Source organism: Ensifer sp. D2-11 (assembly GCF_054161295.1).
This window is the reverse complement of sequence record NZ_CP096433.1, coordinates 1560387-1572926: the sequence shown is the minus strand read 5'-3', so window position 1 is coordinate 1572926 and position 12540 is coordinate 1560387. Positions and strand designations below refer to the sequence as shown.

Genomic DNA, 12540 nt, shown 5'->3' with positions numbered 1-12540 from the left:
AACAGAAGGAGAAGAATCATGGCCGAGATCAAGGATCCGGAAAACACGATCATCATGGAAACCACAAAGGGCAGGGTGGTGATCGAGCTGCGGCCGGATGTGGCTCCGGGCCATGTCGCCCGCATCAAGGAGCTGACGCGTGAAGGCGCCTATGACGGGGTGGTCTTTCACCGCGTGATCGAGGATTTCATGGCCCAGACCGGCGACGTGCAATACGGCAAGACCGGCGGCGAGCAGTTTAACCCGTCCCGTGCGGGCATGGGCGGCTCCTCCAAGCCGGACCTGAAAGCCGAATTCTCCGATGTTTCACACGTGCGCGGAACGTGCTCCATGGCGCGCAGCCAGATGCCGAACTCGGCCAATTCCCAGTTCTTCATCTGCTTCACCGATGCTCCCTGGCTCAACAAGCAGTATTCTGTCTGGGGCCAGGTCGTCGAAGGAATGGAGAATATCGACAACATCAAGCGCGGCGAACCGGTCCGCGATCCGGATACCATCGTTTCGATGCGGGTTGCCGCCGACGCCTGATCTGGGCTACTGCATGTTTCCTTGGATCGTCCCCGATCCAAGGACGGAACATGCAGCGGTTCGAAGTGCTACGGCCTTTGCGCGTCTTGTCAGACGCGCGGCGCTGTAGCGCACTGACCTGCCCGCCCCGATCGCGCGAGCCGCCGGGGCGGGTTTGCTTTTAATTGATACCATAGATGCGCGTAGACCTGTTCGATTTCGACCTGCCGGAAAATTCCATTGCGCTGAGGCCCGCAAGCCCGCGCGATAGCGCCCGCATGCTCGTCGTTCGCCCCGACGGCGCACCGGTTCTCGAAGATCGCGGCGTCCTCGATCTGCCGTCGTTCCTGCGGCCGGGAGATGCGCTGGTCTTCAACGACACCAAGGTCATACCGGCGCAGCTCGAAGGCGTTCGCTACCGGGGTGAGGATATAAGCACGCCCGTGTCGCTGACGCTGCATATGCGGGTTGCACCCAGTCGCTGGAAAGCTTTCGCCCGCCCGGCCCGCCGATTGAAGCCCGGGGACCGGATCAGCTTCGGACATGGCGGCAATGCCTGCCTGCTCGGTTCGCTGGAGGCCGTGGTCGAGGAAAAAGGCGATGCCGGCGAGGTGACGCTTCGCTTCGATCTCTCTGGCCCCTCGCTCGATGAGGCGATCATGGCCGTCGGACACATTCCCTTGCCGCCTTACATCGCATCCAAGCGTGCCGACGACGAGCAGGACCGGACCGACTACCAGACCGTCTATGCGCGCGAGGAGGGGGCGGTAGCCGCGCCGACTGCAGGGCTGCATTTCACCGACCGCCTTTTCGCCAAACTCGACGAAGGCGGGATCGAACGGTATTTCGTCACGCTGCATGTAGGTGCGGGAACCTTCCTCCCGGTCAAGGCAGACGATACCGCCGACCACGTGATGCACGAGGAAATCGGCCACGTCGACCCGGTGACCGCTGCGAAGCTCAATGCCGTGCGCGAACGCGGCGGCCGCATCGTCTGTGTCGGCACGACATCGCTTCGGCTGATCGAGAGCGCAGCCGCCGAAGACGGGAACATCCGTCCTTGGTCGGGCGCAACCGGGATTTTCATCACGCCGGGCTATCGCTTTCGCGCAGTCGATATGCTGATGACCAATTTCCACCTGCCGAAATCGACCCTGTTCATGCTGGTCTCGGCGTTTGCGGGGCTCGAAACGATGCACGCGGCCTATGCCCACGCGATCGCAACGGGTTACCGCTTCTATTCCTACGGCGATTCGAGCCTGCTCTTCCGGAAAGATTAAATGACCGAGACGTTCCAATTCAAACTGCTTGCGGCTGACGGCAATGCGCGCCGCGGCGAAGTCGTGACCCCCCGCGGGACGATCCGTACGCCTGCCTTCATGCCGGTCGGTACCGTCGGCACGGTCAAGGCGATGTATCTCGACCAGGTGCGCGATCTGGGCGCCGATATCATTCTGGGCAATACCTATCACCTGATGCTGCGCCCGGGCGCCGAACGGGTCGCCAGGCTTGGCGGGCTGCACAAGTTCATCCGCTGGGAACGTCCGATCCTGACCGACAGCGGCGGCTTCCAGGTCATGTCGCTGTCGAGCTTGCGCAAGCTCAACGAACAGGGCGTGACCTTCAAGAGCCATGTCGATGGCGCGCTCTATCACATGTCGCCGGAACGCTCGATCGAGATCCAGGGCCTGCTCGGCAGCGACATTCAGATGCAGCTCGACGAGTGCGTGGCGCTGCCGGCGGAACCCGACGAAATCGAACGTGCGATGGAAATGTCGCTGCGCTGGGCGGAGCGCTGCAAGGTCGCCTTCGGCGATCAGCCTGGCAAGGCGATGTTCGGGATCGTACAGGGCGGCGACATTCCCAGACTGCGCGAACGCTCGGCCCTGGCACTCAGGGATCTCGACCTCAAGGGCTATGCCGTCGGGGGTCTCGCCGTCGGTGAGCCGCAGGAGGTCATGCTCGGCATGCTGGACGTGACCTGCCCCGTCCTGCCGGCCGACAAGCCGCGCTATCTGATGGGCGTCGGGACGCCGGACGATATCCTGAAGTCCGTCGCGCATGGGATCGACATGTTCGACTGCGTCATGCCGACCCGCTCCGGACGCCATGGCCTCGCCTTCACGCGCTACGGCCGCATCAATCTGCGCAACGCCCGACACGCGGAAGACACGCGCCCGCTCGACGAACAGTCTTCCTGTCCGGCGACTCGCGACTATTCGCGCGCCTATCTGCACCACCTGATTCGTTCAAACGAATCGCTCGGCGGCATGCTGCTCAGCTGGAACAATCTGGCCTATTATCAGGAGCTGATGGCCGGCATCCGCAAGGCTATCGAAGAAGGACGCTATACCGATTTCATGGCGGAGACCATGGAAGGCTGGCAACGCGGCGATCTGCCACCGGTGTGAGCTTCACGGCCAGAGCATTCCCATTCTTTTTCGGGTTCGCGGGAATGCTCCATCCCTTTAACATTCATAGGAATGTCCGTCCGACGCCGCGCAGTCGAGCGACGATTGCACACAACGTTCTGCCGAAGGATAGAGGCCACGGCTGTCGCCGCCTCAACCACGACCACGCCGTTGAGCCGGTAACGGCAATCTGCGCGCCCGAAAGTTATGCGCCTCCTGAGCCACGTCGTCGCCGACGACCTCCACCGACGGAAACGAAATGAGCTTGCCGGCGGCGATGGTTTCATTTCAGCAATCTGAGTTTATCGCACTATTCTGGAAGTCGGAATCGGAAATTCCGATAGCAGAATTCTAATAAATAGGTTTGCGGAGGTCGTCCGCTTGTAGAACTATCCCAGCAAAAAACGTCCGGGGCATTGTTGACCGTTCAACGGGGGGTAGGAGACAACATGAAAAGAGTGTTAGCTATAGCATCGGTATCGCTGTTTATATTCTGCAGTTCGGCAATGGCAGGCTCAACGCTTGATCGCGTCATTGAAAGAAAAGAGATGGTCGTCGCCACCAATGTCGGCTGGCCTCCGCAGGGTTTTCTCGATGAGAACAACGTCCTTGTCGGCTTTGACATCGATGTCGCCAATGAAATCGGCAAACGGTTGGGCGCGAATGTACGTTTCGAAACCCCGGAATGGGCAACCATGACGGGAGGCCACTGGCAGGGACGTTTCGACCTCGGGGTCGGTTCCGTTGCTCCAACCAAGGCGCGGGCAGAGGTCATCGATTTCGCCGGAATCTATTATTTACAGCCCTTATGTCTACGTCGTTCATGCCGAGAGCAGCATTCAATCGGAAGAGGATCTGGATGGTAAGATTATCGGCGTCGAAACAGGTACGGCATCCGAGGACTTCATCAACCGTCGCCTGGAGATCGATGCGCCGGGCTTGCCGCCGGTCCAATACAATCTCGAACCGGGCGAAGTGCGCACGTTTCCGGATTCAATGATGCCCTTCGATGACCTGCGTCTTGGAAACGGGGTTCGATTGGACGCTGTCATCGCCCCCGAGCAGACCGCCCAGAATGCAGTCAGAAACGGCTATCCCGTTCGTATCCTCGAGGGCGTGTATCCCTTTCGGTCGCCTGCGGTCGTCATTGCCGATAAGGGCGACTCGGAATGGACCGCTAGGATCGGCGAAATCATCAAAGCGATGAAGGCTGACGGCACGCTTGGAAAACTGACGACCAAATGGTACGGCGCTGACTACAGCAAGGACTGATAACGCTGCGAAGAGTGGCTTCGGAGACGCCTAATCCGTGAGGCGGAGACAGAGCATTCGGTCTTTCTGGAACCGGTGCCTTTGTTCTTCCCCGTGTCAAGGAAAGGCCGCTCGTCGTCCATGGGACGTCTCGGATCTGGAAATCAGCTGATCGCCGTAGCAGTTTTCCTGCCGGGACGTGCTTCCTCCCTGGACTTAGCTAGAGGGGATTATCGAAGATTGAGATTGAATATCAATAAGATATTGAAACTTTTTAATGTCTATATTCAGAGACCATAACGACTCGACGTCATCGGAGAGGGCGATGTTTCGTGGCCGCTCCTATTCCGCGAATGCTTCTCTACCGACTTTGCGTGGTGGTTTCGAGCGAATTTCCGCGGGCACCGCAGCACGACGTGAAACTTTTGCCGGAGCCGCAGGGGCACGGATCCTTGCTCCTGCGCTGCAATCGGCCGATTAGGGGCAGCATGATCGCGGAGGGCACCAGCGCCGCCAACAGGATCGTCAGCTTGGCCGAGAGGCCGGGTATGACGAGGCGGCGGCCTGTTTTAAAGCCGCGCCACGCCTTTTCAGCGACATAGCCCGCCTCAAGCTTGGGCAAGATCTTGAACAGTGCCACGCGATTGGCGCCTGAGGTTGCCAGAAATTCCGTCGAGACCGGGCCCGGCGCCACGCAAGTGACGGTCACGCCCGTGTGACGCAGTTCCTGGTGCAGCGCTTCCGAAAAGGAGCGGACGAAGCCCTTGCTGGCATAGTAGAGCGCCATATACGGACCCGGCGTGAAGCTCGCGACCGAACCGAGATTGATGACGCCGCCGCGACGGCGCGCGACCATGCCCGGCAGGAGGCGCAAGGTGAGTTCGGTAAGGGCGCGGATGTTGAGGTCGACGAGGCCGAGCTGTTCATCGAGCGGCAGGACCGTCGCGCCGCCGCGCAATCCATAACCGGCGCTGTTGACGAGTACGTCGCAGAACAGGCCGTTTGCGGACAGGAAGTCCTCGAGACCGAGCGCCGCATCATCAGCCAGGAAATCCAGCGGGACCGTGAACGCCTCGCCTCCGGCGTTCCGGATATCGTCGGCGGCCGCCGCCAGCGCCACTTCCGAACGCGCCACCAGTACGACCGGTGCACCATCCCTCGCGGCCACTTCGGCGATTGCCTTGCCGATTCCCCGGGAGGCACCGACGACGACGACAGCGGGACGAAGTTGATCGCCCGGCCTCATCGCGCCGCTCCGGAACCTGCCGCAGCGGTTACGTCGCGCCCGGATGCAAGCCCTTCCAGCTCCGCGGTGACTTCGCCGTTCAATATCCTCTCGAACCGCTCGAGGGCACGCGCGACGTTGGCGCCATCCATGACCCGGTGGTCATAGTGGATGCGCACGGTGACCGAGCCATCGTTGTCGATCGGGCCGTAATTGAGAAGCGAGGTTAACGGCGTGAGGGGGTTGAGCGATTCCGCGCCGAGGCCCGAATAGACCGACAGCTGAAATGTACCGAAACGGCGCGCCCTTTGCCGGCCGATGTTCAATCCGAGCCACATGAGAAGCCATCTGATCGGACCGGGGAGGCGGGCGATCTTCAGGGCGCGCCGGAATTCCTTGACCTCCAGCACGGGACTGGTTCGCGCCGTCTGCATCAAGGACCCCAGCTCCGCGATCGGACGGCGCTCCGGATTCTTGATCGTCGTCAGCAGCACGATTCGTTCGCCCTCGTGCTCCCTTTCATGCGCGATGGAAGCGATGCTTCCCGGATATTCGTATAGCTGCGGTCTGGGAAATTTGACGTAAGCGCGCCGCAACTCGGGCGTCTCCTGAGCGAGAAGGCCGTATCCTTTTAGGAAGAGCGCCGTCCAGGATGGCCTGCTTTCAAGCGATGTTCTGGCCTCGAGCAACGGCCCGAGATTCATCCGCCGCTGCACGCTCACCCGCGGCACCTTCATCGAAAATCGCATGAGATCCCCGACCAGGCGCCGAGACGCTGAAAGCTTGAGGGCTCGGCCTCGCATCATGCACCTCTAGTAAATGTAAGGAATGATCCGCTTGGTGTCCGCCATGTAGTCGCGATACTCGGAGCCGAACATTTCCATCATCATGCGTTCCTCCTTGTCCACTCTCAGAAGAAAGAGGACCGCGAAACCGGCAAGACCCGCCAGCCCTGCGACCCAGTTCGGCAAAAGAAACGCCTGGCCTACGCCCATCAGCAGGAACGAAGTATACATGGGATGGCGGACCAGGGCGTAAGGACCGCGGCGAATCAGTTCGTGCTTGTCGCGAATCTCGAGCGTGATCGACCAGTTGCGACCGAGTTCCTTGTGGGTTCTGCGAAAGACCCACATGGCCAGACAGAAAATCACGGCACCGAGCACGACGGCCCAGAGCCGGGCAGGGTGGTCGGCCCCCTCCGGGATCCCGGTAGCGACATAAAAAGCGGGAATGATCGCGAGGCCAAGCAGGGCCGCCGCCAGGCCCAGCTTTTCGGAGGTTGAGCGGCGGTGGCTGACGACACGCACGCGCTTCGCGCGGCGTTCATAAGGGCGGCGAATGAAGTACCAGGCAACGATTCCGAGCACCCAGGCGATCTCGCCGATGGAGGATACCGACATGTCTAGTTCCCCAAGTCCTTAGCCTGCGCCTGGCGTCAACGATCGGGCGGGAACCTTCTTCAGCCGATGCTTCGCAGCGTGATTCTATTTCGAACGGTGACGGTTGGATCGCGAGCTCTGTGCCCGTCGCCTCTCAACCTCCGTTCATCTCCCGAAGCCTTGTAATGAATTCCTGCGGCCTAAGCCAGATGCCGGGTGTCTTATAGCCCATGGAGCGGGCGATTTCGGCCACGAAGGCGTTGCAGTTGTAGAGCGACGCGTGCCAGAACTTCGACTTGGCTTTCAGTTTGTCGATGAAAGCCGCAACCTTGTTGTATTCCGCCTGCGTCAGCATGACGCGCCAGCTTGCCGAGCGGTATTCTTCCTCAAGGTCACCGTCGCTCGCGCCGGTTTCAGCCGGAACGGGCACGAAATGGCCAAGGACATACGGTGTCGGATCAAGCGTAGCCGGTGCAAGGCCGGCAACCTGGCGCTGAACGACCGCACCAGACTTGTTCGTGCGCCCGTAGATAACGTAGGTGTGGCCATAGCTCAGCGCGTAGCGGGAGCGAAATTCGATGAAATATCCCTGCTCTCTCGCTTGAGATTCGAGTTTCGCCGGCCCTTTCAGGCTGCTGGAAACGTAGCGGGGTTCGGGATTTTTGTCTTGTGTCTGGCATGCAGCTGCTGCCAGTGCGACCAAGATCACAAGGGATATGCGGCCTCGTGCAAGCGTCATCACACCACTTAGATTGTCTTCCGAGTCTGACAATCCAGACCTCGGGCCGGCTCTCTGGAGTTCTTGACGCGTACTATGCCGTCAGTCTCACAGCCGGTCTAGCCTGAATAACGCGCCGTGGGAGGGCGGTCGTTGAGCTCTCCCACGGCGCAAAGTCACTGTTACTTGTATACCGGCGCCGGTTCTACCGTATCGACGGCAGCAGGCGGCGGGGCCTTACCCTTACCCTTGCCGATCGTATCACACGCGGTGAGGCCGGCAACAGAAAGCAACGCAATCATCACAACTAGAATTCGGCTCATCAAGTAGTCCTTTCCTCAATAGTCGGAATGGGTTATCGAAGGCAACACTTCAAGTAATAGTGGCGATTTGCGCCGGGGCCTAGTGCAGAAAGGACACAGTTGATAACCGCTTTATGGTTACCGGGTTATCAACCGCGTCGGAACACACGGGGCTTAGTCATTTATACCGAAATGTAACGGAAAACGCCATCAAATGATCAGCACGGTCGCACCCACCGGGGTGCGGCTGTAGAGATCGACGATGTCGTCGTTCGTCAAACGAATGCAACCGCTCGATACGGCCTGGCCGATCGTCCAGGGCTCATTCGTCCCGTGCAGCCGGAACATGGTGTCGTTTCCGCCCTGATAGAGATAGAGCGCGGCGGCCCCAAGCGGGTTATGCAGCCCTCCGCTCACTCCGCCGGCATATTGCGCCAGATGCGGCTTGCGGCGAATCATGTTTGCAGTCGGCGTCCAGGAGGGCCACTCCGCCTTGCGGCCGATTTTCGCCCGGCCTTTGAGGGTGCGGCCTTCCTCGCCTACGCCGATCCCGTAGCGAATCGCCGAACCGCCTCCCTGAACATAATAGAGGTAACGTTCTTCCGTATTGACGACGATCGTTCCAGGCGATTCGCCGCCATAATAGGCGACCTCCTGCCTGCGGTATCGTGGGTCTATACGGGTCCTGGCTGATTGCGGGCTGTCCGCCGAGCGCAACGAACTGCAGCCAGAGGCGAAGAGAGCCAGGCTACCCAGCACGAGTACCCGGCGCGTAATGCGATCCTTCTCCATTCTCACCTGCTGAGTAAATTGTGAGTCCCTACGATTTCGTGTTTAACACCCAAGCGCGTGTCGGCCAAGCCTTGCAACGGATACGACCGCAAGGATGAAACCTCTTGCGACCGGAACCGGCGTCTGATCGACTGGTTCGGGGAAGCAGCGGAGACAAGGAGCGGCACGATGAAACTCGGCCTGGAAGGAAAAATCGCAATCGTGACCGGCGCGGGTTCCGGCATCGGCGCCGCCGTCTCCAGGCAACTTGGCGGCGAGGGTGCGGAAGTGATAGTCGCCGACCGCGACGCCGATGCGGCGCGCAGCGTCGCGGCCGAGATTCGCTCTGCCGGGGGCAGGGCGCGAGACTTCACCGTCGACGTCACCGACGCGGGGGCGGTAGAGCAAATGGTCGCCTTCACCGTGCGGGAATGCGGCGGATTGCATCTTGCGGTCAACAATGCAGGCATAGAGGGCCCGCGCCAAGCGACCGCGGACTACCCGCTCGAAGATTGGCGCAGGCTGATCGAAGTCAACCTGAACGGCGTCTTCTACTGCATGAAATACGAGATCGCCGCCATGCTCGGAAAGGGCGGCGGCGCCATCGTCAACATGTCCTCGATTCTCGGTGCGGTTGCATTGCCTACCGCGTCCGCCTACACCGCCGCCAAGCACGGGGTGGTGGGGCTCACCAAGGCGGCCGGGATCGAATATGCAAGAATGGGGATTCGCATCAACGCGGTCGGCCCCGGCTGGATCGAAACGCCGCTTCTGTCGGGACATTCGGAATTGGCGAAGACACGACGCCTGGAAGCGCTGCAGCCGCTCGGCCGGCGGGGAAAACCGGAGGAAGTCGCGGCTCTCGTCTGTTTCCTGCTGTCGGAACAGGCGAGCTTCATCACCGGCAGCTATCATCCGGTCGACGGAGCTTTTACGGCGCATTAAGGCCTGTTGAGCTGCGGGATTAGAAACACCGCCAGCACAAAGCAAAGCAGGCCAAGGGACAATGGCAGCCCCTGATGTCCGATCAGTTGCATCGCCAGTCCTGTCGCGGGCGAGCCCACGATGCCGCCGATGCCCCATACGAAGGCGAAGGCCGCGTTGCCGGCGATCAAGGATTGACCCGTGAATCGCTCGCCGAGTTGGATCAGCGACATGGTGTAGATGCCGAACGAGGCCCCGCCCCAGACGAAAAAGAGCGGCCAGATGAGCCATGATTCGAAGATCGCCGGCAGCAGCAGGCAGCCACCCAGTGAAGCCAAGGCGCAGAGCATCATGGTCCGCAGCGACCCGAATCGTTCGGCCACCCGTCCCAGCAATATCTGCAGCACGGCGTTGCCTGCGATGAAACAGGTGATGAGCGAGGCGATACGCCCTTCTGTGCTGCCAAGCGCCGCGCCATAGACCGCGAACAGGGAAAGCAGGGTCTGCTCCAAGGCGGCTGCGGCGAAAACCGCGAACAAGAGGAGCGGCGCCAGTGCGAAAAAGCCGCCGACCGATGTCGCCTCGCCTTCATGTGGCATCTTCGGCAGGTGCGGCACGACCGCAAGCACGATCAGACCGCAGAGAAGGAAGGCCACGATGCCGACCATGAAGGGCGGCCAGCCTTGCGTGCCGACCAGACCGAGCGAGAGCGGGCCGATGGCGAAGCCGCCCGAGACGATCGACGAATAGAGGCCCATGATTCGGCCCCTCCGCCGCGCGGGCGTGATCGAGAGCAGCCAGGTCTCGCTGATCACGTACAGCGGATTGGCGAAGAACCCGAGCAGGAAACGCAGCGGCATCCAGGCCCAGACCTCCTGCGTCCAGCCGATCGCGATCAGCGTGAGCGCGGCCAGGCCCGAACACAAGATCGCAAGCCGCGCCCCGCCCACGCGCCGCGCCAGTGCCGGAATGAAGAGGGCGGATACGATGAAACCCAGCGGGGTCATCGCCGCCGACAAGCCGATCAGGCCAGGCGTCGTCCCCTGCCGCTCCAGAATGAAGCTGAGCAGGGGATAGGTCAGCCCCTGTGCCACGGCGAACACCGTGACGGTCGCGATGATGCCGGCCATAGCGGCCCACGGGATCTGGTCCTGTCGCGATAATGTCGTGCTTTCAGCCGTCATCCAGACTCGCCTTATACTTGCCAGAAGGGCTTGGCGATCTCCGCCTCGGCCTCAAGCTTCGTCAGACCGATATCGCTGATCAAATGGGGATCGTCCTTCAACTTTTGCTCAAGTTCGCAGCGAAAGCGCTTCCGCTCGTCCCAGGTCGCGATAATGCTTCGAATTGTGGCGGGGCGGTAGGGCCGACGCGGCGTTTCCGTCACAACGGAGGGGATATCGTTCATGGTAACCTCCACACGGTTTGAGGGGCAGAGCCCTCGACCCGAAAGAGGATGAATTCTGCGCGATGCGGACAGCGTGGTAATTAAGCTCTTCCAAAAAGTTCTCAAAAATTCCCAAACGGACTATAGATGCGCCCTATGCAGGGATCGCGCTTCGTCTTTGGTCCGTTCGTCCTTGATCCGGGTGCGGGAACGCTCGTTCGGAACGATGAGCCCGTTGCCGTCGGTTATCGCGGGCTGAAGCTGCTTGAGGCGCTCGTCGGGCGGCCTGGTGAGATCCTGGGAAAAGCCGAGCTGATGGATGCGGCGTGGCCGGGCAGGGCGGTGGAGGAAGGCAACCTCACCGTCCAGATCGCGCAACTGCGGAAGATGCTTGGTGCGCCCCCCGACGGCGGCGAATGGATCGCCACGATTCCGCGGGTCGGCTACCGCTTCACGGGGCCTGTCGAAAAGGCCGGTGGCGCGAAGCGAAGTCCACTGCCGCTGCCCAACGAACCATCGATAGCCGTGTTGCCTTTCGTTAATTTCAGCAGCGATCCGGAGCAGGAATCCTTCGCGGACGGGTTGACCGAAGACCTGATCACCGACCTGTCCAGGATCTCCGGCCTGTTCGTCATCGCGCGAAACTCGGCCTTTGCCTTTAAAGGAAAGGCGAGGGACGTGCGCGAGATCGCTGAGGACCTCGGCGTGCGTTATCTGCTGGAGGGTAGCGCACGACGCGCCGCGGGGCGCGTGCGCATCAACGCACAGCTGGTCGATGCGGTGAGTGGCAATCATCTATGGGCGGAACGCTTCGATCGCAGCCTCGAAGATATCTTTGCCGTTCAGGACGAGGTCACCGGCAAGATCGTGGAGGCGTTGCTCGGCCGGCTGCGCCCACAGCCGCCGCGCAACCGCCCCAAGAATCTCGAGGCCTACGATCTCTGCGTGCGGGCGCGCAAGCTGATCGATGATTCGCCTCAGACGGCGCGGGAAGCGCATCTGATGCTCACGCGCGCGGTTTCGCTCGATCCGGAATACGCCGAGGCCTATCGCTGGCTCGCCATGAACCACTGGATGAGATGGGTGCATTGGGGCGAACCGGTCGAACCCAACCGTAGCGTTGCCTTGGAGCTGGCGCGCAAAGCCGTGGCGATCGATCCCAACGATGCCGGTTGCCGCTGGGTGCTGGCCAACCTGCTTGCCTATGAGCGCAGCTTCGCCGAGGCGGATGCGGAATTCGCCAAGGCGATCGAGCTCGATCCGAACGAGGCCGATACCTGGGCGACGTTATCCGACATCGCGGTCCTGGCCGGGCGGGTGGAGGAGGGCCTTGAGCACATCCGCAAGGCGTTCCGGCTGAACCCGTTTCCGGCAAGCTGGTACTATCTGACGCTCGGCCAGGCGCAATATGCCGCCGGCGAATACGAAGCCGCCGTCGAGACACTGCGCCGGGACGAGACTTATCGCACCAGCTCGCGACGTTTCCTGGCGGCAAGCCTTGCCCAACTGGGCCGGCTCGACGAGGCGCGCGCGGAGGTCGAACTGTTCCTCGTCGGCAACCCGCATTTTACAACCCGCCACTGGGCGGATACGGAGCCGTTCCGCGACGCTGCGACGCTTGCGCATTTTGTCGACGGCTACCGTAAGGCGGGCCTTCCGGAGTGA

The 12540-nt window shown here is 61.3% G+C and carries 13 protein-coding genes and 1 pseudogene; 6 read left to right on the top strand and 8 right to left on the bottom strand.

The window, feature by feature from the left end:
- The first annotated feature begins 18 nt into the window (after window positions 1-18).
- The 4 genes and pseudogenes from M1D34_RS07655 (at window position 19) to M1D34_RS07640 (ending at window position 4190) form a co-directional block, all read left to right on the top strand.
- Window positions 19-528 carry a peptidylprolyl isomerase gene (locus tag M1D34_RS07655; RefSeq protein ID WP_003529604.1) on the top strand — a complete coding sequence of 170 codons (510 nt, stop codon included), beginning with the start codon at window positions 19-21 and terminating at the stop codon, window positions 526-528.
- A gap of 176 nt (window positions 529-704) precedes the next feature.
- On the top strand, window positions 705-1787 hold the full coding sequence (gene queA, locus M1D34_RS07650; RefSeq protein WP_003529606.1) for a tRNA preQ1(34) S-adenosylmethionine ribosyltransferase-isomerase QueA: 1083 nt from the start codon (window positions 705-707) through the stop codon (window positions 1785-1787).
- A complete protein-coding gene (tgt, locus tag M1D34_RS07645) occupies window positions 1788-2918 on the top strand; it encodes a tRNA guanosine(34) transglycosylase Tgt (RefSeq protein WP_003529609.1) in 1131 nt (376 codons plus the stop codon).
- Between the two features lie 449 nt (window positions 2919-3367).
- Window positions 3368-4190: pseudogene (locus M1D34_RS07640) on the top strand (transporter substrate-binding domain-containing protein).
- A 340-nt stretch (window positions 4191-4530) separates the two neighbouring features.
- Here M1D34_RS07640 and M1D34_RS07635 read toward each other — a convergent pair.
- The 6 genes from M1D34_RS07635 to M1D34_RS07610 all read right to left on the bottom strand — a co-directional run bounded on the left by M1D34_RS07635 (window position 4531) and on the right by M1D34_RS07610 (window position 8585).
- Window positions 4531-5415, bottom strand: coding sequence for an SDR family NAD(P)-dependent oxidoreductase (locus tag M1D34_RS07635; protein ID WP_127638371.1), 885 nt, complete (start codon window positions 5413-5415; stop codon window positions 4531-4533).
- The gene (locus tag M1D34_RS07630) at window positions 5412-6197 is read right to left on the bottom strand and encodes a hypothetical protein (protein ID WP_127638372.1); all 786 of its coding nucleotides are present in this window, start codon (window positions 6195-6197) and stop codon (window positions 5412-5414) included. The genes M1D34_RS07635 and M1D34_RS07630 overlap by 4 nt, the downstream gene beginning before the upstream one ends.
- 9 nt (window positions 6198-6206) lie before the next feature.
- Window positions 6207-6794: a protein-S-isoprenylcysteine O-methyltransferase gene (locus M1D34_RS07625; protein WP_010969325.1), complete on the bottom strand. Its 588-nt coding sequence runs from the start codon at window positions 6792-6794 to the stop codon at window positions 6207-6209.
- A 133-nt stretch (window positions 6795-6927) separates the two neighbouring features.
- A complete protein-coding gene (locus M1D34_RS07620; protein ID WP_127638373.1) occupies window positions 6928-7512 on the bottom strand; it encodes a hypothetical protein in 585 nt (194 codons plus the stop codon).
- A 161-nt stretch (window positions 7513-7673) separates the two neighbouring features.
- Window positions 7674-7814 (bottom strand): hypothetical protein, encoded by a 141-nt coding sequence (locus M1D34_RS07615; protein ID WP_003529619.1) that lies wholly within the window; start codon window positions 7812-7814, stop codon window positions 7674-7676.
- A gap of 189 nt (window positions 7815-8003) precedes the next feature.
- Complete coding sequence (locus M1D34_RS07610; protein ID WP_153313696.1) at window positions 8004-8585, bottom strand: L,D-transpeptidase; 582 nt, start codon at window positions 8583-8585, stop codon at window positions 8004-8006.
- A 168-nt stretch (window positions 8586-8753) separates the two neighbouring features.
- On the opposite strand from M1D34_RS07610, the gene M1D34_RS07605 reads away from it, so the two are divergent.
- Window positions 8754-9509 carry an SDR family NAD(P)-dependent oxidoreductase gene (locus M1D34_RS07605; RefSeq protein ID WP_010969328.1) on the top strand — a complete coding sequence of 252 codons (756 nt, stop codon included), beginning with the start codon at window positions 8754-8756 and terminating at the stop codon, window positions 9507-9509.
- Here M1D34_RS07605 and M1D34_RS07600 read toward each other — a convergent pair.
- Complete coding sequence (locus M1D34_RS07600) at window positions 9506-10672, bottom strand: MFS transporter (protein WP_013844453.1); 1167 nt, start codon at window positions 10670-10672, stop codon at window positions 9506-9508. The genes M1D34_RS07605 and M1D34_RS07600 overlap by 4 nt on opposite strands.
- A gap of 11 nt (window positions 10673-10683) precedes the next feature.
- Window positions 10684-10896, bottom strand: a complete 213-nt coding sequence (locus M1D34_RS07595; protein WP_003529627.1) for a DUF1127 domain-containing protein — start codon at window positions 10894-10896, stop codon at window positions 10684-10686.
- Window positions 10897-11022: 126 nt separating this feature from the next.
- Here M1D34_RS07595 and M1D34_RS07590 point away from each other — a divergent pair, with 126 nt between their 5' ends.
- Entirely contained in the window at window positions 11023-12540 is a 1518-nt protein-coding gene (locus tag M1D34_RS07590; RefSeq protein ID WP_192925697.1) for a winged helix-turn-helix domain-containing tetratricopeptide repeat protein, read from the top strand.

Excerpts from the sequence above, each read along its gene's own strand:
- M1D34_RS07655 (WP_003529604.1), top strand. The coding sequence starts at position 19 with ATGGCCGAGATCAAGGATCCGGAAAACACGATCATCATGGAAACCACA.
- queA (WP_003529606.1), top strand. The coding sequence starts at position 705 with ATGCGCGTAGACCTGTTCGATTTCGACCTGCCGGAAAATTCCATTGCG.
- tgt (WP_003529609.1), top strand. The coding sequence starts at position 1,788 with ATGACCGAGACGTTCCAATTCAAACTGCTTGCGGCTGACGGCAATGCG.
- M1D34_RS07635 (WP_127638371.1), bottom strand. The coding sequence starts at position 5,415 with ATGAGGCCGGGCGATCAACTTCGTCCCGCTGTCGTCGTCGTCGGTGCC.
- M1D34_RS07630 (WP_127638372.1), bottom strand. The coding sequence starts at position 6,197 with ATGCGAGGCCGAGCCCTCAAGCTTTCAGCGTCTCGGCGCCTGGTCGGG.
- M1D34_RS07625 (WP_010969325.1), bottom strand. The coding sequence starts at position 6,794 with ATGTCGGTATCCTCCATCGGCGAGATCGCCTGGGTGCTCGGAATCGTT.
- M1D34_RS07620 (WP_127638373.1), bottom strand. The coding sequence starts at position 7,512 with ATGACGCTTGCACGAGGCCGCATATCCCTTGTGATCTTGGTCGCACTG.
- M1D34_RS07615 (WP_003529619.1), bottom strand. The coding sequence starts at position 7,814 with ATGAGCCGAATTCTAGTTGTGATGATTGCGTTGCTTTCTGTTGCCGGC.
- M1D34_RS07610 (WP_153313696.1), bottom strand. The coding sequence starts at position 8,585 with ATGGAGAAGGATCGCATTACGCGCCGGGTACTCGTGCTGGGTAGCCTG.
- M1D34_RS07605 (WP_010969328.1), top strand. The coding sequence starts at position 8,754 with ATGAAACTCGGCCTGGAAGGAAAAATCGCAATCGTGACCGGCGCGGGT.
- M1D34_RS07600 (WP_013844453.1), bottom strand. The coding sequence starts at position 10,672 with ATGACGGCTGAAAGCACGACATTATCGCGACAGGACCAGATCCCGTGG.
- M1D34_RS07595 (WP_003529627.1), bottom strand. The coding sequence starts at position 10,896 with ATGAACGATATCCCCTCCGTTGTGACGGAAACGCCGCGTCGGCCCTAC.
- M1D34_RS07590 (WP_192925697.1), top strand. The coding sequence starts at position 11,023 with ATGCGCCCTATGCAGGGATCGCGCTTCGTCTTTGGTCCGTTCGTCCTT.